The 18,815-nt window shown below is 53.1% G+C and carries 18 protein-coding genes and 1 pseudogene; 5 read left to right on the top strand and 14 right to left on the bottom strand.

Annotation, left to right across the window (positions count from 1 at the left end; genetic code table 11):
* The first annotated feature begins 199 nt into the window (after positions 1-199).
* The 5 genes from frlA (at position 200) to frlR (ending at position 5,073) form a co-directional block, all read left to right on the top strand.
* A complete protein-coding gene (gene frlA / locus RTW80_RS05400) occupies positions 200-1,537 on the top strand; it encodes a fructoselysine/psicoselysine transporter (protein ID WP_033548645.1) in 1,338 nt (445 codons plus the stop codon).
* A 20-nt stretch (positions 1,538-1,557) separates the two neighbouring features.
* Entirely contained in the window at positions 1,558-2,580 is a 1,023-nt protein-coding gene (gene frlB, locus RTW80_RS05395; protein WP_001295163.1) for a fructoselysine 6-phosphate deglycase, read from the top strand.
* Positions 2,581-2,629: 49 nt separating this feature from the next.
* Positions 2,630-3,460, top strand: a complete 831-nt coding sequence (frlC, locus tag RTW80_RS05390) for a fructoselysine 3-epimerase (RefSeq protein WP_063119244.1) — start codon at positions 2,630-2,632, stop codon at positions 3,458-3,460.
* Positions 3,457-4,242: a fructoselysine 6-kinase gene (frlD, locus tag RTW80_RS05385; RefSeq protein ID WP_000853353.1), complete on the top strand. Its 786-nt coding sequence runs from the start codon at positions 3,457-3,459 to the stop codon at positions 4,240-4,242. The genes frlC and frlD overlap by 4 nt, the downstream gene beginning before the upstream one ends.
* Before the next feature lie 99 nt (positions 4,243-4,341).
* Positions 4,342-5,073 (top strand): DNA-binding transcriptional regulator FrlR, encoded by a 732-nt coding sequence (gene frlR, locus RTW80_RS05380; RefSeq protein WP_001276847.1) that lies wholly within the window; start codon positions 4,342-4,344, stop codon positions 5,071-5,073.
* Between the two features lie 151 nt (positions 5,074-5,224).
* On the opposite strand, the gene RTW80_RS05375 is transcribed toward frlR, so the two are convergent.
* The 14 genes and pseudogenes from RTW80_RS05375 to aroB all read right to left on the bottom strand — a co-directional run bounded on the left by RTW80_RS05375 (position 5,225) and on the right by aroB (position 18,795).
* Positions 5,225-6,310 carry an aminotransferase class I/II-fold pyridoxal phosphate-dependent enzyme gene (locus RTW80_RS05375; protein ID WP_000847143.1) on the bottom strand — a complete coding sequence of 362 codons (1,086 nt, stop codon included), beginning with the start codon at positions 6,308-6,310 and terminating at the stop codon, positions 5,225-5,227.
* A gap of 11 nt (positions 6,311-6,321) precedes the next feature.
* Positions 6,322-7,633 (bottom strand): annotated as a pseudogene (locus RTW80_RS05370) (YhfT family protein).
* Positions 7,634-7,644: 11 nt separating this feature from the next.
* Positions 7,645-7,998 carry a DUF2620 domain-containing protein gene (locus RTW80_RS05365; protein ID WP_001297518.1) on the bottom strand — a complete coding sequence of 118 codons (354 nt, stop codon included), beginning with the start codon at positions 7,996-7,998 and terminating at the stop codon, positions 7,645-7,647.
* 10 nt (positions 7,999-8,008) lie between these two features.
* A complete protein-coding gene (locus RTW80_RS05360; protein WP_000007011.1) occupies positions 8,009-8,887 on the bottom strand; it encodes a phosphotriesterase-related protein in 879 nt (292 codons plus the stop codon).
* Positions 8,884-10,110 (bottom strand): phosphopentomutase, encoded by a 1,227-nt coding sequence (locus RTW80_RS05355; protein ID WP_312718608.1) that lies wholly within the window; start codon positions 10,108-10,110, stop codon positions 8,884-8,886. The genes RTW80_RS05360 and RTW80_RS05355 overlap by 4 nt, the downstream gene beginning before the upstream one ends.
* Positions 10,110-11,273, bottom strand: coding sequence for a YhfX family PLP-dependent enzyme (locus RTW80_RS05350; RefSeq protein WP_032247287.1), 1,164 nt, complete (start codon positions 11,271-11,273; stop codon positions 10,110-10,112). The genes RTW80_RS05355 and RTW80_RS05350 overlap by 1 nt, the downstream gene beginning before the upstream one ends.
* Before the next feature lie 83 nt (positions 11,274-11,356).
* Positions 11,357-11,719 (bottom strand): hypothetical protein, encoded by a 363-nt coding sequence (locus RTW80_RS05345; RefSeq protein ID WP_001490560.1) that lies wholly within the window; start codon positions 11,717-11,719, stop codon positions 11,357-11,359.
* Positions 11,720-11,735: 16 nt separating this feature from the next.
* Positions 11,736-12,641: a GntR family transcriptional regulator YhfZ gene (gene yhfZ / locus RTW80_RS05340; RefSeq protein ID WP_001254831.1), complete on the bottom strand. Its 906-nt coding sequence runs from the start codon at positions 12,639-12,641 to the stop codon at positions 11,736-11,738.
* 289 nt (positions 12,642-12,930) lie between these two features.
* Positions 12,931-13,935 carry a tryptophan--tRNA ligase gene (gene trpS, locus RTW80_RS05335; RefSeq protein ID WP_000165552.1) on the bottom strand — a complete coding sequence of 335 codons (1,005 nt, stop codon included), beginning with the start codon at positions 13,933-13,935 and terminating at the stop codon, positions 12,931-12,933.
* On the bottom strand, positions 13,928-14,686 hold the full coding sequence (gene gph, locus RTW80_RS05330) for a phosphoglycolate phosphatase (RefSeq protein ID WP_000032691.1): 759 nt from the start codon (positions 14,684-14,686) through the stop codon (positions 13,928-13,930). The genes trpS and gph overlap by 8 nt, the downstream gene beginning before the upstream one ends.
* The gene (gene rpe / locus RTW80_RS05325; protein WP_000816280.1) at positions 14,679-15,356 is read right to left on the bottom strand and encodes a ribulose-phosphate 3-epimerase; all 678 of its coding nucleotides are present in this window, start codon (positions 15,354-15,356) and stop codon (positions 14,679-14,681) included. The genes gph and rpe overlap by 8 nt, the downstream gene beginning before the upstream one ends.
* Positions 15,357-15,373: 17 nt before the next feature.
* Positions 15,374-16,210 (bottom strand): adenine-specific DNA-methyltransferase, encoded by an 837-nt coding sequence (gene dam, locus RTW80_RS05320; protein WP_000742143.1) that lies wholly within the window; start codon positions 16,208-16,210, stop codon positions 15,374-15,376.
* 106 nt (positions 16,211-16,316) lie between these two features.
* Entirely contained in the window at positions 16,317-17,615 is a 1,299-nt protein-coding gene (damX, locus tag RTW80_RS05315; RefSeq protein ID WP_024249927.1) for a cell division protein DamX, read from the bottom strand.
* 91 nt (positions 17,616-17,706) lie between these two features.
* Entirely contained in the window at positions 17,707-18,795 is a 1,089-nt protein-coding gene (aroB, locus tag RTW80_RS05310) for a 3-dehydroquinate synthase (protein WP_063119243.1), read from the bottom strand.
* Positions 18,796-18,815 lie beyond the last annotated feature (20 nt).

Below are 18,815 nucleotides of genomic sequence, written 5' to 3'. Positions count from 1 at the left end.
CCGTAAAAATATTTTCACTTTAAATTCAATTTGATAACTACATCCATTAGCCACAGCGCGATCCTGTGCGAAATTTTGTGATCTTCCTCCACATTACATAACATCATATGTTGTTATATTCATCATGAATTGTCATGTTACCTTTTAAATGGCTGCAAACTCTCCCCTACAACGTATTGGACAAGAAAAAGGTATCGCTATGGGAAGCCAGGAACTCCAACGCAAGCTCGGATTTTGGGCCGTTCTTGCAATCGCCGTCGGGACAACCGTCGGCTCCGGTATTTTTGTATCTGTGGGTGAAGTGGCAAAAGCAGCGGGCACGCCGTGGCTTACGGTGCTCGCGTTTGTCATTGGCGGGTTAATTGTGATCCCGCAAATGTGCGTCTATGCGGAACTATCCACCGCTTATCCGGAAAATGGCGCAGATTATGTTTATCTGAAAAATGCCGGAAGCCGACCGCTGGCTTTCCTCTCCGGCTGGGCCAGCTTCTGGGCCAACGATGCGCCGTCATTGTCGATTATGGCGCTGGCGATTGTCAGCAATCTTGGCTTTTTAACGCCTATCGATCCGTTGCTCGGTAAATTTATCGCCGCCGGATTAATTATCGCCTTTATGTTGCTACACCTGCGCTCCGTTGAAGGCGGCGCAGCGTTTCAGACGCTAATTACCATCGCCAAAATTATCCCGTTCACTATCGTCATTGGCCTTGGGATCTTCTGGTTTAAAGCGGAGAATTTTGCCGCCCCTACCACCACTGCGATTGGCGCAACGGGCAGCTTTATGGCGCTGCTGGCGGGGATCTCTGCCACCAGTTGGTCGTATACCGGCATGGCCTCTATCTGTTATATGACCGGCGAAATTAAAAACCCCGGAAAAACCATGCCACGAGCGCTGATTGGTTCCTGTCTGCTGGTTCTGGTGCTCTACACCCTGCTGGCGCTGGTGATTTCCGGCCTGATACCCTTCGACAAACTCGCCAATTCTGAAACGCCGATTTCCGACGCCCTGACCTGGATCCCCGCACTCGGCAGCACCGCTGGGATCTTTGTTGCCATCACGGCGATGATCGTCATTCTTGGTTCGCTTTCCAGCTGCGTGATGTACCAGCCGCGGCTGGAATACGCGATGGCGAAAGACAACCTGTTCTTTAAATGCTTCGGCCATGTGCATCCGAAATACAACACGCCGGATGTCTCCATCATCCTGCAAGGGGCGCTGGGGATCTTCTTCATCTTCGTTTCCGATCTCACCAGCCTGCTGGGTTATTTCACCCTGGTGATGTGTTTCAAAAATACCCTCACCTTCGGCTCCATCATCTGGTGTCGTAAACGCGACGATTACAAACCGCTGTGGCGTACTCCGGCTTTCGGGCTGATGACCACCCTCGCCATTGCGTCAAGCCTCATTCTGGTCGCCTCAACCTTTGTCTGGGCACCGATTCCCGGCCTTATCTGCGCCGTCATCGTTATTGCTACTGGTCTGCCTGCTTACGCCTTCTGGGCGAAGCGTAGCCGCCAGCTCAACGCTTTGTCGTAATGTTATCTGGAGAAAATAAAATGTTGGATATTGATAAAAGCACCGTGGACTTTCTGGTCACCGAAAATATGGTTCAGGAAGTGGAAAAAGTTCTCAGCCATGACGTTCCGCTGGTGCACGCCATCGTGGAAGAGATGGTGAAGCGCGACATTGATCGTATTTATTTCGTTGCCTGCGGCTCGCCACTCAACGCGGCGCAAACGGCGAAACATCTGGCGGATCGCTTTTCCGATCTTCAGGTCTACGCCATTTCCGGCTGGGAGTTCTGCGATAACACCCCGTATCGCCTCGACGATCGTTGCGCGGTGATTGGCGTTTCTGACTACGGTAAAACGGAAGAGGTAATCAAAGCGCTGGAGCTGGGCCGGGCCTGCGGCGCACTCACTGCGGCGTTCACCAAACGCGCGGACAGCCCGATTACCTCGGCGGCGGAATTTAGCATTGATTATCAGGCCGACTGTATCTGGGAAATTCACCTGCTGCTCTGCTACAGCGTGGTGCTGGAGATGATCACCCGCCTCGCGCCGAACGCGGAAATCGGCAAGATCAAAAACGATCTCAAGCAGTTGCCGAATGCGCTCGGTCATCTGGTACGCACCTGGGAAGAAAAAGGCCGCCAGCTTGGTGAACTGGCCAGCCAGTGGCCGATGATTTATACCGTTGCTGCGGGTCCGCTGCGTCCGCTGGGTTACAAAGAAGGCATTGTAACGCTGATGGAATTTACCTGGACGCACGGCTGCGTGATTGAGAGCGGAGAGTTCCGCCATGGCCCGCTGGAGATTGTCGAACCGGGCGTTCCGTTCCTGTTCCTGCTCGGCAATGATGAAAGTCGCCACACCACCGAACGCGCCATTAACTTTGTTAAACAGCGTACTGACAACGTGATCGTCATCGATTACGCCGAAATTTCGCAAGGGCTGCACCCGTGGCTGGCACCGTTCCTGATGTTCGTGCCAATGGAGTGGCTCTGCTACTACCTGTCTATTTACAAAGATCACAACCCGGATGAACGCCGCTATTACGGTGGTCTGGTGGAATATTAATCCCTCTCCCGGCCCGGCAACGGGCCGGATTTACGCAAGGAGTTACCCGATGAAAACAGGTATGTTTACCTGCGGCCACCAGCGGCTGCCTATTGAACACGCATTTCGTGATGCAAGCGAGCTGGGTTACGACGGCATCGAAATTTGGGGCGGTCGCCCGCACGCGTTCGCGCCGGACTTAAAAGCGGGCGGCATCAAACAAATCAAGGCGCTGGCGCAGAGGTATCAGATGCCGATTATCGGCTATACGCCAGAAACCAACGGCTATCCGTATAACATGATGCTGGGCGATGAACATATGCGTCGCGAAAGCCTCGACATGATCAAGCTGGCGATGGATATGGCAAAAGAGATGAACGCGGGTTATACGCTGATTTCCGCGGCCCATGCGGGCTATCTCACGCCACCTAATGTTATCTGGGGACGGCTGGCAGAGAACCTAAGCGAACTGTGTGAGTACGCGGAAAACATCGGCATGGATCTAATCCTCGAACCGTTAACGCCGTATGAATCGAACGTCGTGTGTAATGCTAATGATGTGCTTCATGCGCTGGCGCTGGTGCCTTCGCCGCGCCTGTTCAGCATGGTCGACATTTGCGCGCCGTATGTCCAGGCGGAACCGGTGATGAGTTATTTCGACAAACTGGACGATAAATTACGTCATCTGCATATTGTCGACAGCGACGGGGCCAGCGACACGCATTACATTCCTGGAGAAGGCAAAATGCCGCTGCGGGAACTGATGCGCGATATTATTGAGCGGGGCTATGAGGGTTACTGTACGGTGGAGCTGGTGACGATGTATATGAACGAGCCCAGACTCTATGCCCGCCAGGCGCTGGAACGCTTTCGCGCGCTGCTGCCGGAGGATGAGAGATGAAAACCCTGGCGACAATCGGCGATAACTGCGTCGATATCTACCCGCAACTGAATAAAGCGTTTTCTGGCGGTAATGCGGTCAATGTGGCGGTGTACTGCACTCGCTACGGCATACAGCCGGGATGCATTACCTGGGTGGGTGACGATGACTACGGCACAAAGCTGAAGCAGGATCTCGCCCGCATGGGCGTCGATATCAGCCATGTCCATACGAAACACGGCGTTACCGCACAAACTCAGGTGGAACTGCACGACAATGATCGCGTTTTTGGCGACTACACCGAAGGCGTGATGGCCGACTTTGCCCTGAGTGAAGAGGATTACGCCTGGCTGGCGCAGTATGACATTGTGCACGCCGCAATCTGGGGACATGCGGAAGACGCATTCCCACAGCTGCACGCTGCGGGCAAACTTACCGCTTTCGACTTCTCCGACAAGTGGGACAGCCCGCTCTGGCAGACACTGGTGCCGCATCTCGATTTTGCCTTTGCCTCCGCACCGCAAGAAGACGAAACGCTGCGTCTGAAGATGAAAGCGATTGTTGCCCGTGGCGCAGGAACAGTGATTGTCACGCTGGGTGAAAACGGCAGCATTGCCTGGGATGGCGCGCAGTTCTGGCGTCAGGCTCCTGAACCGGTGACGGTTATCGACACCATGGGTGCCGGAGATTCGTTCATTGCCGGATTCCTTTGCGGCTGGTCTGCGGGGATGACATTACCGCAGGCGATAGCGCAGGGAACGGCGTGCGCGGCGAAAACCATTCAGTACCACGGTGCCTGGTAGGTATAACGTTGGCGTGAGCATCTTCACGCCAACGTGCTGTTACTTGCCGGAAAACGACCCTATAATCCGAGTAATTCATTCTTTATTTCAGGGTCGATTATGTCAGCTACGGACCGCTACTCTCATCAACTCCTCTACGCTACCGTCCGCCAGCGACTGCTGGATGATATCGCGCAGGGGGTTTACCAGGCCGGGCAACAGATCCCTACCGAAAACGAGCTTTGTACACAATATAACGTCAGCCGCATTACCATTCGCAAAGCCATCAGCGACTTAGTGGCAGACGGCGTACTGATCCGCTGGCAGGGAAAAGGCACCTTTGTACAAAGCCAGAAAGTTGAAAACGCCCTGCTTACTGTCAGTGGTTTTACCGATTTTGGCGTCTCACAAGGCAAGGCGACGAAAGAGAAAGTGATCGAACAGGAACGGGTCAGCGCCGCGCCGTTTTGCGAAAAGCTGAACATCCCCGGAAACAGCGAAGTGTTCCATCTCTGCCGGGTGATGTATCTCGATAAAGAGCCGCTGTTTATTGATAGTTCATGGATCCCGCTGTCGCGTTATCCTGACTTTGATGAGATTTACGTCGAAGGAAGCTCCACCTATCAGTTATTTCAGGAGCGTTTTGACACGCGAGTGGTCAGCGACAAAAAGACCATCGATATCTTTGCCGCCACCCGCCCACAGGCAAAATGGCTGAAATGCGAACTGGGCGAACCGTTGTTTCGCATCAGCAAAATCGCCTTTGATCAGAATGACAAACCGGTGCACGTCTCCGAACTCTTCTGCCGCGCCAATCGCATCACCTTAACTATTGATAATAAAAGACATTAACCGTAGGCCGGATAAGATGCGCCAGCATCGCATCCGGCGATGCTGGCGCGTTGAATTTTACATCCCGTACGTTCCCCTCACCCTAACCCTCTCCCCAAAGGGGCGAGGGGACCGTTCAGTACGGAATTTAGCTTGACGGTGCTATCCAGCATTAAATACTGGCAATACTCTCACGCAAAATCCGCAGCACCGTCTCTTCACCGCTGCGATTCGGGTTAATGCGAATCGCGCAATGTTCGAGCTGTGGATTCGCCTGGCGAAACGTCCCGGAAAGTCGATAAAAAAGTGGCGGGATTTCATATTTCGACTCTGCACCGACCGGGTAAGGTAAGGCACCGCGTTTCTGCGCTTCTTCCAGCACCCTGGCGGCAATCGGCTGATGAAACTCCACAATCAATACCTTCGACTGCGCATTAGCAATGACGGCGCTTTTCACTTCCGGCACTGCACCACCGTTGAGCAAAGCCAGCAACCGTTCAGATACCCCCGCCTGCACCGCGTGCATCACTGGCGCAAACACCAGACCACGCAAGACTTCCAGCGCCTGAGCGCCCTGGATCTGGCTACCGCCTGAGTAAAGCGTGGCGCGAATACGGTTGATAACATCAGCATCGCCGACCACTGCACCAACACCCTCTGGCCCAAATAGCTTGAAGCAGGAAAATGTCGAGACATTCGCGCCGCATTCACAGCCGATTCGCGCCACCTTCATCACCGCATAGTTGTCATCGGTTAACGCTGGAACACCTGCCGCGCGCAACGTTGCCAGCACATCTGCCAGCACGTAGCTGTCCTGCGGCTGCTGGCGCGTATGCTGCACCAGCGCCGCATCCGGTTGTTGCTCGTCGACGACCTGCTTCAGTGCCGACAGGTCATTGAAATCAACAGTAATAAGCGTCAGCCCCATCTGCTCAATAATAACCCGTGTCGTCGGGTAAACAGGCGCGTCATGCACCAGAAGACGCTGCCCCGGTTTGAGCAAAGCCGCCAGCCCGGCGCGAATCGCGCCAGTCCCCGCGCCCTGCACCAGCGCCGCAGCCTGTGCGTGAAATGCATCAGCCAGCACCTGTTCCACACGCTGGGTAACGCGCGGTTGATTCAGTCCTGGCGTTAAGCCTAAATCACCGCCAGTAAGAAACTCGCTGCCGGGGAAATGGCGACAAATGCTATCCACCAGCGCAAACTGCTTTTGCTGCGCCTCAATAATCGTCAGGCTTTGCAGAGGAAACGTCTTCATAGGTGCCTTCCTTAAGCCGGAACGAACAGGCCAAGCCAGTAAAGAACATTCAGCAGAATACCGGTGATCATTACGGCCACGACCGGTGCCGCCATTTTCTGTACCGGACGGCCCAGGGATTCGTTGAGGAAGTAAATGGCAACCGCGATAGAGAATCCGGTATAACCCGCCATTTTAATTGCTGCGAAAATCGAACCGACCAGCAGCGCCACTTCCATCAGCATATTCATGGCGTTACGGATGTTATCCGACGCATTACGCACCGACGGATAGCGCCCCAGCCATTTGCCGATCGAACGAAGTAACAGGACTTCTGCCGAAATAACCACTGCGCCTAATACCGCCGCAACCATCGGATTCGGCGAGAGATAGCCCACCGCATAAACAAAGGTAAAGCCCGCAACTGCATATACGCCGGTGGCTAACGCGGTGGTGGCAATCAACGGCACAAAACCCAGTCCGCGCATAAACTCCGCCAGAGCAGCCTGGTTGATCAGCGTTTGCGATTGTTCCGGCGTTACGCCTGCGGAGTACGCTTTCTCCAGAGTGAAGATCGACACTTCACTGCCGGCGAAAATCTTCATACTGGCAACGGCGGCAATCAATGCTCCCACGATGGCGATATAGGGTAAGTTTTTGATAATCCGCGACGTGCGCTCTTCAAACACCGAAAGCCCGCTGGCATCGATGTCATTTTCATCACGATGACGCAGGTCGTGAGTTATCGCGATTCCCAGCAGCATCACCATGCCAATAAAGATTTCGATGGATTCAGGGTTAAGATGTGGGAAATAGCGCACGACTACCACACGGGTCATCAGAACAACCACGGCGGCGACCAGACTTTGCTTCCAGCCAAACTGGTAGAAAATCGCCACCAACGGGAAGAGTGCAAAAGCAGAAACCACCGGCGAGCTTAATTCCCCGAGGCTACCTAATACATCCACCGGCAGCGCGGTCAGCAGCTGGTTTACTGGCAACAGGCAAGTAAGGATCAACACGCCCCAGATAGCGCCAAGACCAAACGCCATCAGGCTGTTTATCGCCAGTACGCCGAGGATATCGGTAGGAAGAAAGAGTAACCATGCGTTTAGCAGCCCGGTTTTCAGGGTAAAAGAGATCCCCACCGAGGCCACAAAACCAATGCTCAGACCAAAAGCGATACTCCCCGCCTCGCGACGGTTCATATAGCCTTCAATCAGTTGCGGCAGGATCGGGCGTCGGGCGGATGCCGTCATGAAAAACAGCCGCCGAGCGATGCGCCAGAAGCGATGTCATACCCGTCAGGCACGCCACCACGATAATCTGAATATACAGATCCATAGTCGTGCCTTTTATTTCAGATGGTTAATCAGCATCGGAATCGCGTGTTCGACGTGCTCAACGGAAAGGCCAAACGCCACTTTTCCTTCAGCGATCATTTTGGCGATATGCTCGTCTTTCGCTTTAATGCCTGGTTTGGCAATGGTGCAACTTTTGTTATAGCCAATCACCGCGATGGCAATCGACAATGCCGCGCCCGCACCGGTATTACACGCACCGATGTAGTAATCCAGTTGCCCGGATTTCACTTTCATTGCCGCTTCCATGTCGTTGTGAATGAAAACTTCAAAACTGCCAGGAGCCGTCGCTTCAATGGTTTTTTTAATCTGCTCACGCTGTAAGCCTGCAACGCCAATCTTTTTCATGAGTCTGTCCTTATTGGAAAAATTGAGAGGGAGTTTCACGTAACATCACATCCACATCGGCCTGACTGAATCCTGACTGGCGCAATTGCGGAATAAAGGTGGTCAATAAATAGTCATAGCCATAACCACCATTGGCTTTTAAATGGGAGCGGCGCGTAATATCCATCGACAGCATGACGCGGTTCAGCAACCCACGGTCACGTAGCGCATGAAGCATCGCAATACGCTTTTCGTCCGGGTAGTAACTGTTCTTACCAATGGTGTCGAACTGCACGTACGCGCCGAGATCGATCATCTTCAAAATGTTGTCGAGGTTGTCTTTCAGATCGCAGTGACCAACGGTGACGCGCGAAAGATCAACCCCGTGGGCTTGTAGCAACGCCAGTTGCTCCAGCCCCATCGTGCTGAACGACGTATGCGTGGAGATCGGGCGTCCGGTCTGGTTATGCGCCAGCGCAGCGGCAATAAATACCTTCTCTTCCAGCGGCGTAATCTTTCCTTCGCTGGTGCCGATCTCCGCGATGATCCCGGCTTTCAGCTCCGTGCCATCGATACCCTGTTCAATTTCATCGACCATCTCCTGCGCCAGTTCCTGCACGCTGCGGGTCGCCACATGTTCCGGGAAAAACGCGTCCTGGTAATAACCGGTACAGGCCACCACGTTGATCCCCGTCTCGCGCATTACATCAAGCATAAATTGCGCATTGCGCCCCATGTAACGGTTGGTCATCTCAATCACATTACGCACGCCCCGGGTCATCAGGTCGTTCATCTCCTGGCAAATGAACGCATACTGATCAAGGCGGCAGTCCACGTTGTTTTTAAAGCCGGAGAGATCAATATGCAGATGCTCATGGGCGAGGGTGTAACCCGTCGGATCAAAACTCATAGGGTGTCTCCTGCAAACCGGAGGGAGGAAAGAAAAGAGCGACCATTTTGTGGCGGTGGCGCGCGGAAAAATTCACACACGGTAGCCCCCACATCAGAAAGCGTGGTGCGCACACCGAGCTGCGTAGCGATCATCCCTTGCTGATAAACCAGCACTGGCACCACTTCGCGGGTATGGTGGCTGTGACCAATGGTCGGATCGTTGCCGTGATCCGCCATCACGACCAGGCAATCATCTGGCTGCATCGCCTCAACAAGCCGGGCAAGGTTACGGTCAACGACCTGCAAACGTTCGGCATAACGTGCGACGTCTTCTGCATGACCAGCGAGGTCGGTTTCCTGAATGTTGGTGCAAATAAACGCCGTCGGATGGGTGTTAAATTCGTTGAGGGTGATATCCATAATCCGCTGGCTATCCACCAGATTTTGCCAGCTCACGCCATAAGGATTGTTGACGATATCTGCCACCTTACCCACCAGCACGGTTGGCACGCCTGCTTCATACAGTTTTTGTGGCACCTGCACTTTTTCATCGACGCCATAGCCCATATGCACGACCTGGAAACCGTTGTCATAAGCGCCAGAACGCGGCGCATTGATACCAATAAAGCGCCCTTCTTTGCTTTCTGCGGCATCGAGAATGCGTTGACTGTCGGTTAACAGGCCACCAAATGTAATGACCCGACCGACCTGTACCTGCTCACGCACGATACGACCAATTTTGATTGCGTCGTCAAAAGAGATCACAGAGAGATTGGCGGTAATGTTATAGACCTGGCCTAAATCCGCCTCGAGATTATCGCCAATCGCAACCGCCTGATTGACCCACAGAAATTGCAGTTCATCGCCACGGCGCTCCACCTGCCAACCGGCGGATACTAATGCCTGCTCAACACGGTCAATCACATCGCAAAAAGGCATCCGCAGCGGCGGTAACGGGCGCGTGCCTAAAATTTCCTGATGCCCCATAAAGGTATCGCCACCTTCATGTTGCAGCTCTGCCACGCCCCAGGTTGCGGAATCTGACGGCTGCATATCGCCTGGCGCATAACCCAATGCGTTGATTAGCCCCAGCTTCTCCAGCGTTGATAGCTGCAAATGCGGCAACTGGCTCAGGATGTGACCACAGGTATTCGCTCCCGCATCTTGCGGACGCACCAGCGTGACATCTTTCATTGCCCCTACGCCAAAGCTATCAATCACTAACACCACAAATCGCGCCATTACGCCCCCAGAGAGTTTCCAAGACTGTCATAACGACCAACGATTTTCGGTTCGCCACGGTGAATACCGGACACCAGCACCACATCGCTACGGGTGACAAAAATCTGCGTGCGGAAACAGAGCACCACTGCACTGCTCACCGGATACTCGCCTGCCAGCGGCAGGGTGTAGTCGATACTGCTGTCATCCACAGTTTTGAGATTGGTTTCAGTAATCTTTTGATTTTCTGGCGTAAACACCAGCGCATGTTGCGCATGACCACGACGATAGTAACCGCCGCCGTAGCAGTAGCTGTCGCCACGGAAATGATGGGAGATTTCACTTAACCAGAGCATCGCGATACGTTCAGGCTGATCGCCCTGCTGGTTTGCCGGAATAGTGCCCGTCAGCGCATGACCGGGTTCGGCATGAGTCACACCGTATTGCGCCAGTAATGGCAGCGAAGTGCAGCTGGTCGCTGAAGGCGCGTTCAGTTGCTCAAGTGCAATACCAGATTTCGCCAGTTGATCCCGTGCCTGTATCAGCGTGTGAAGATTCGGTGTCGGCAAAACTTTTCCGACAGCCTTATCCCAAAGCAGGCAAGGGAAATGGGTAAGTCCGGCTAAATGCAGCCCTGGCAGATTCTGGATTTCGGCGACAATCTCCGGCAACACCTTGAGGGCAAAACCGCTCTCCTGGCCCGGATAAAGAAAATCATCGTCGCTATAAACTTTAAGCAGCACAGACTGGATTCGCCCGGCCTTCACCGCCGCCGCAGAAACTTCCCGCGCTTTGTCGAGAGTAAACACGGTGATGACGTCGGTGCCCTGTTCAACGGCGTCAGCAACCTGATGACAAGGGATTTGTACCAGATGCCCCTGATGCGCCACAGGCAAACCAGCGCGGCGCATGACTCGCGCCTCTTTGTAATCCACCGCCACAATGCCGCTGTAGCCTAATGCCAGCAATTTTTCCGCCAGCCACGGATTACGACCAAACTGCTTGGTCATCAGATACAGTTCAATGCCGTAAAGCCGCGCCGTCTCAATCAGCCGCTTACCGTTTTCCAGTATCTGATCCACGTCGATCACCCAGCTGTCCGGGGCGATCTTGCCCTGCTGCCACAGGCTTAGTGCGGCGGAAATCAGCGCCGGGTTCTGGCGTTTCAATGCTTCTACAAACATCTTGTTGCCTCGTTTCTGTTCCTTGAATTAAATATTCATTTTTTTGAATATTTAGGTTGTGCGACGTGGATTTGTCGGGAGCTTCAAACCTCTTCGTTAGCAGCCATCCATAATCCATAAAGGTTGGCCAGCAAATAGCCTTCTTCACACGGGTTAACTTCCAGTGCGAATTCCTTCAACAACACCTGATGCAATTGCACAACGGCTTGCCAGTGGCTGGATTGCGCCAGCTCTGCCAGCAACTCGTTATCCAGTGGCTCAATTTCTTCACCACGGCGACTGCGCATCAGTGCACTCGCCATATGTGTCATCGCCATCGTTCCTTGCTCACTGCGCACCGGCAGATGGCACTCTGTTTCCAGTACGTTGACGACCTGCATCATGCCTTTGCAGATGTCCTTATCAATAACGCCTGCATCGCAAAGCAGGTTGAGTCTGGTTTCCATATCAGATGCCTTTCGTTTAATAACTCGGTTCCTGTTCCCCACTCACCACCCGTTGTTGATGGGCAAGCAGGGCGTGTTTATCTACAACGGCACGCAGCAGTTGTTGCATTGGGTAATCATCGACTCGCGTCAGGACCACGGCTTCGGTGGCCTGTAAAAATCGCGGATCGTCTGTGAGCGGCGTCGCCTCTAATCCCAGCATGGTCAGTTCGTTTTCCGCCACCACGTTCCAGATAACCGCATCAACATCGCCTTTAACAATGCGTTGTAAACTCTCGTGATAAGAGAGATCGACTCGTTCCACATCACTATCGCCAAAAAAGACATCGGTCATGATTTTCTGATCCGCCGAACGGTTATCCAGCCCCACGCGCTTCACATTTGCGGACTCGCCTTTACGGCAAATCAACTGGTGTTCGCCAACGTAGGTGTGCGGCCCCAACTCCAGCGCGAGGCATAACCCTTTTTGCGTGAGATAACTTTCCGCCGCCAGTCGGGAAACCACCGCCATGTCATACACGCCATTAAGCAGACACTCCACGCGAATATCCGCGCCGCGCATATGCGCATAGTAAAAAGGAATGCCATCAAACTGAGCTTTCAATCCGCTCGCCAGGCCTTCGTACAAACGGGTATAGGGCAAGGGCATCGCACACACCACGTTGTTGATATCCACATGAGTCAGTAATGCTTTGTTATCCATCTCGACCAGATAACTGCCATTACGCCCACGGCGTTCAATCCGTATCGCTCCGCTTGATTCCAGCGTTTTCAACGCGGCCTGCGTCAGGCCAACGGATGAACGGCATTCAGTTGCCAGCTCATCTATGGTTTTCAACCTATTACCGCATTTTTCACCCAACAAATAACGGGCCAGCGTCGTGATGACGACGCCTTCTTTTTTGATAAACGTTCGACGCATAATAAATTTTCAGTAAATTGAATATTTATATCTTCAGGAATTTGAAGATAAGGCGCAACAGCGAGATGTGGAAACGGCGAGGCACTTCACATTTTTTCGGATTATTGCAAATGAGGATAAAAAAACCGGGTTTCCCCGGTTTCAGAGTGATGATAAAAGCAAAATTGCCTGATGCGCTACGCTTATCAGGCCTACATTTCCTTGCAATATGTGCATTACTTTGTAGGCCGGATAAGGCGTTCACGCCGCATCCGGCATGAACAAAGCGCAATTTGCCAGCAATAGTGAATTACGGCTTCGCCACAAAACCAATCGCTTCGTATACCGCTTTTAGCGTACGGGAAGCGTGCGCGCTGGCTTTTTCCGCGCCATCTTTCATCACTTGTTGCAGGAAGGCTTCATCGTTGCGGAAACGGTGATAGCGTTCCTGCAATTCAGTCAGCATACCGGAAACGGCATCAGCCACTTCGCCTTTCAGATGACCATACATCTTGCCTTCGAACTGTTTTTCCAGTTCCGGGATGCTCTGGCCCGTTACCGCAGAAAGGATATCCAGCAGGTTGGAAACGCCCGCTTTGTTCTGCACATCGTAGCGAACTACCGGCGGCTCGTCGGAGTCAGTGACCGCGCGTTTGATTTTCTTCACTACCGATTTCGGATCTTCCAGCAGGCCAATAACGTTATTGCGGTTATCGTCAGACTTGGACATCTTCTTGGTCGGCTCCAGCAGCGACATTACGCGCGCGCCAGATTTCGGAATAAACGGCTCCGGCACCTTAAAGATCTCGCCATACAGCGCGTTGAAACGCTGGGCAATATCGCGGCTCAGTTCGAGGTGCTGTTTCTGGTCTTCACCCACCGGTACCAGATTAGTTTGATACAGCAGGATGTCCGCCGCCATCAGCACCGGATAGTCAAACAGACCAGCGTTGATGTTCTCGGCATAACGCGCAGATTTATCTTTAAACTGCGTCATGCGGCTCAGCTCGCCGAAGTAGGTATAGCAGTTCAGTGCCCAGCCTAACTGCGCATGTTCCGGTACGTGGGACTGAACAAAAATGGTGCTTTTCTCAGGATCGATACCACATGCCAGATACAAGGCCAGCGTATCCAGCGTCGCTTTACGCAGCTTCTGTGCATCCTGGCGCACGGTGATCGCGTGTTGGTCAACGATACAGTAAATGCAATGGTAGTCATCCTGCATGTTTACCCACTGACGCAGCGCACCCATGTAGTTACCAATGGTCAATTCACCTGAGGGCTGTGCGCCACTAAAAACGATGGGCTTAGTCATTTTTCGATTCCTGATTTTCGCTATGCGGAAGCCCTAATGCGGGCAGAAGGTCATTTATAGACTGATAAATTACATCAGGCTGGCTGAGATCGATAGCCTCGCCGTAGTTATATCCGTAGGTTAAGCCAACGGATGGGCAACCTGCCGCTTTTGCCGCCTGAATATCATTGCGTGAGTCGCCGACAAACAGCATCTGTTGTGGGGCAATTCCCATCCGCTCAGCCACCAGTAACAGCGGGTCCGGATGAGGTTTTTTGTTTTGCACATCATCGCCGCCGATAACCACGCTAAAGTATTTGGCAATATCTAAGGCTTCGAGCAGCGGCGCGACGAACGGCGTCGGTTTGTTGGTGACCAGGCCTAGCGGCAGGCCTTTAGCCTGCAACGCGCCCAACGTATCGGCAACGTGCGGGAACAAAAACGTCCCCTCTTCGGCAACCTCGCCATAATAGCGATCGAACAGTTTACGCAGAATACGTACCTGTTCTTCTGCCGGAATGTCGTCATCAACGGGCGGTTTACCCATTGTTTTACGCAGAGTCGCACGTTCCTGACGCGCCCAGGTCAATGCGCGCTCCATCAGAACATCTGCGCCGTTACCAATCCAGGTAATAACGCGTTCTTCACCTGCGACGGGTAACTCCAACGCATACAGCGCCATATCTACCGCAGCAGCAAGACCGGGAGCACTGTCCACCAGCGTACCGTCGAGATCAAAAGCGACGCCGCGAATATCTTCAAACTTACTCATGACTTACCTTTGCCAGTTCACTGCGCATTTCATCAATGACTTTTTTATAGTCTGGCTGGTCGAAGATTGCCGAACCGGCGACGAACATATCCGCGCCCGCCGCAGCGATTTCGCCAATGTTGTTCACCTTCACGCCACCGTCCACTTCCAGACGAATGTCAAAGCCAGACTCGTCGATACGACGACGTACTTCGCGCAGTTTATCCAGTGTTTGAGGAATGAAAGACTGACCGCCGAAACCAGGATTGACGGACATCAGCAGGATCACATCCAGCTTATCCATCACGTAATCCAGATAGCTCAGAGGTGTCGCCGGGTTAAATACCAGACCCGCTTTACAGCCATTTTCTTTAATCAGTTGCAGCGTGCGGTCAACATGCTCGGAGGCTTCTGGATGAAAGGTAATGATGCTGGCACCAGCGGCAGCGAAATCAGGAACAATGCGATCGACAGGTTTCACCATCAGGTGTACGTCGATAGGGGCGGTAATGCCATAGTTACGCAAGGATTTCAGCACCATTGGCCCAATCGTCAGATTGGGAACATAGTGGTTATCCATGACGTCAAAATGCACGACATCAGCGCCAGCTGCCAGGGCTTTTGCGGTATCTTCACCCAGGCGGGCAAAATCAGCCGACAGAATTGAGGGGGCAATCAAATACTGTTTCATCCGCTTCTCCTTGAGAATTATTTTTTCGCGGGTGAAACGACTCCTGGTTTGTACAAAGCCAGCAGTTCGTCCACCTTTTTACGTGTGCCGCCGTTGCTGCTTATACTGCGTCGAACTTTGACGACATGCAATTTTGCGCGCTGATACCACTCACGCGTTAACATCGTATCGTGATTGGAGATCAGCACAGGAATATGGCGCTCAACCAGACCTTCGGCGATCTCCGCCAGATGCGCTTGTTGTTCAAGCGTAAAACTGTTTGTGTGATACGCCGTAAAGTTGGCGGTCGCAGACAGCGGTGCATAAGGCGGATCGCAATAGACGACGGATGCATCATCTGCGCGCGCCATGCTATCGGCGTAAGACTCACAATAGAAAAAGGCATTCTGCGCTTTTTCAGCGAAGTGATACAACTCTGCTTCCGGGAAATAGGGTTTTTTGTAGCGGCCGAACGGCACGTTAAACTCACCGCGCAGATTGTAACGACACAGGCCGTTGTAACCGTAGCGGTTCAAATATAAAAACAGTACCGCCCGACGGAACGGATCCTGGCTTTTGTTGAACTCTTCGCGGAACTGATAGTAAACCTCGGCGCAATTTGTTTCGGGAACAAACAGCTCGCGAGCGGCCTGTACGTACTCATCAGTACGCATCTTCACAATGTTATAGAGACTGATCAGGTCGCTATTGATATCGGCAAGGATATAACGAGAAAAGTCGGTGTTGAGAAACACCGACCCGGCACCTACAAAAGGCTCAACCAGACATTCGCCCTTGGGCAAATGCCGTTTAATATCATCAAGCAGGGGATACTTGCCCCCTGCCCACTTCAAAAAAGCGCGATTTTTCTTCATGCTGACTAACTAATTACACCTTCTCCGGCTGTGGAGAAAGCTCCGACAGCATCCAGCGCTTCAGGCAACTCCCGCAACGATAAACCATTGCGGGAGATAACCTTGATTACTTCAGATCGGCCTGTACCTGACGCAGCGGTTTCGCCCACGGGTTTTTGGCCTGAACATCTGCTGGCAATGTAGATACCGCTTTTTTCGCCTCTTCTTTCGAAGCGTACACGCCAGAAACCAGGACATACCACGGCTGACCATTACGCGTCGTTTCATAGACAACGTAGTTTTTCAGATTCTCTTTCTTCGCCCAACCGTTCAGGTTGTCGTAGTTAGAGGAACTGCTCAGCTGCAGAGTGTAATGGCTGGACGGTGCCGATTTCAACGAACCAACATTACCTGCGGTCTTCCCTCCAGCGGCTGGTGTTGCCGTGGTTTGCGCCGGGGATGCCGTCTGTACTGGAGCCGTAGTCGCCGTCTCTTTTGGTGCTGGCGTTGCGGCTGGCGTAGAAGTCGCAGCCGGTGCCTTCGTGCTCGCCACAGGGGCAGCTGGTTCAGTACGCTTCGGCGTCTGTGCTACCGGCTTCGGTTCCGTTTTCACGGTTGCTTGCGGTTTTTTCGGTTCAATCACCGCCTGCTGACGAGCTGGACGCGTAGTGGCCGGACGTTCAGCAGTTTGCGTTTTCGCCGTGTCACGCGATGCATTGCCATTGCGTACTGGCGCGACAGTCGCGGGTTCAGTCGGCAATGTAGAATTGACCGCCACATTGTTCAACTGTTGCTGATTTTGTGGCTGGGTCAGCGCATTGTTCAGGTCACCCTGCACTTCAACACGTTGTTGACCATCCGTTGCGACCGGGGTTTGCCCTTGAGTCGGCGTAGAAGAGATCGGTGGCAGAGAAACATCCTGCTGAGTATTTTCCGCAGACGTGGTTCCCGGCGCTGGCTGCACGCCATTCGCCTGATCGGTCGCATTGCCAGCAAGATCAATACTCTTCTCGCCAGACGCGGTTTGATCGCTGGAAGTGGTCGAGGGGGCTTTTAGCGCAGAACCGATACCGATGATCAACAGCAGTAGAACCAGAATGCCGACGCCCATCATCATATACTGACGAGAAGCGGGTTTACTGGCTGCTTTTTTGCGCTTACGCGGACGACGCTCTACGCGCTCTTCATCCACGGTTTCATCTTCGGATTCGTCAATTTCTTCTTCGATTTCCGGTTCCTCATTGCGCTCTTTTTGCGCACGAGTCGGACGGCGATCGTCAGTGTCATCAAGTTCAATATCATCAAAATTGATCTGCGGTTCGCCACGTTCAGTACGCTCAGAACGTTCAGAAGATTGACGAGAACGACCAGTACGACGATCGCTGGGATCGGGTTTCAGCTCGTCTTCTGGTTTGAATTCATCCATTTAACACCCCACTAAAAGGTTAATGCTTACCACGTTGCAATTAACCTGAAGCTAATAGACCGCTTGATAAGCGGCCTGACCTTTCTTGTTGTTACGCTGATTGACAATCGGCAATGGCGTTAAGAACAAGCTCGTGCGAAACGCCGCTGCGAACTTCACTCTTACCAATTGCCAACGGAAGAATTAAGCGTATCTCTCCCGCAAGGACTTTCTTGTCACGCAGCATATGCGGTAAATACGCCTGCGCGGACATTTCGCGCGGCCCATTGACCGGTAACCCAGCCCGCGTGAGCAGGGTTATAATACGCTGCGTTTCGGCAGAACTAAACTGCCCGAGACGTTCCGACGTCCGCGCCGCCATCACCATACCCGCAGCGACCGCTTCACCATGTAACCAATTGCCATACCCCATTTCAGCTTCAATGGCATGACCAAAGGTGTGTCCCAGATTCAGTAAAGCACGTAACCCGGTTTCGCGCTCGTCGGCGGCGACAACTTCTGCCTTCAGTTCACAACAACGGCGAATACAGTACGCCATTGCCGGACCGTCCAGACGCAACAACGCATCCAGATTCTCTTCCAGCCAGTTAAAAAACGCACCGTCAAGAATAATGCCGTATTTGATGACTTCTGCCAGCCCCGACGCTAACTCACGCGGGGGAAGCGTTTTCAGACAGTCGAGATCCACCACCACTGAAGCAGGCTGGTAGAACGCGCCAATCATGTTTTTACCGAGGGGATGGTTGACCGCAGTTTTGCCGCCAACGGAGGAATCGACCTGCGACAGTAACGTCGTCGGGACTTGAATGAAACGAACACCGCGCTGATAACTCGCCGCCGCTAAGCCGGTCAGATCGCCCACTACGCCGCCGCCAAGCGCCACCAGCGTAGTATCGCGACCATGCGGCTTTTGTAACAACGCCGTAAAGACGGTATCGAGTACAGCCAGGCTTTTATACTGCTCGCCGTCAGGGAGGATAACGCTATCGACGTTAACACCCGCCTGTTCAAGTACGCCGCGGACCTTATCGAGATACAGAGGAGCCAGGGTTTCGTTGGTGACCAACATGACCTGCTCGCCCGATTTCAGCGGTAAGAATGAAGCTGGTTCATTAAACAAACCAGATGCGATGGTAATTGGGTAACTACGTTCCCCGAGAGTAACGACAATCCTCTCCATAACGCGACATCCACCTTAAT

Source organism: Escherichia sp. AM3 (assembly GCF_032029835.1).
Lineage (GTDB): Bacteria > Pseudomonadota > Gammaproteobacteria > Enterobacterales > Enterobacteriaceae > Escherichia > Escherichia coli.
Note: the sequence above shows the minus strand (reverse complement) of the source record. Positions and strands in the feature narration are given on the sequence as shown.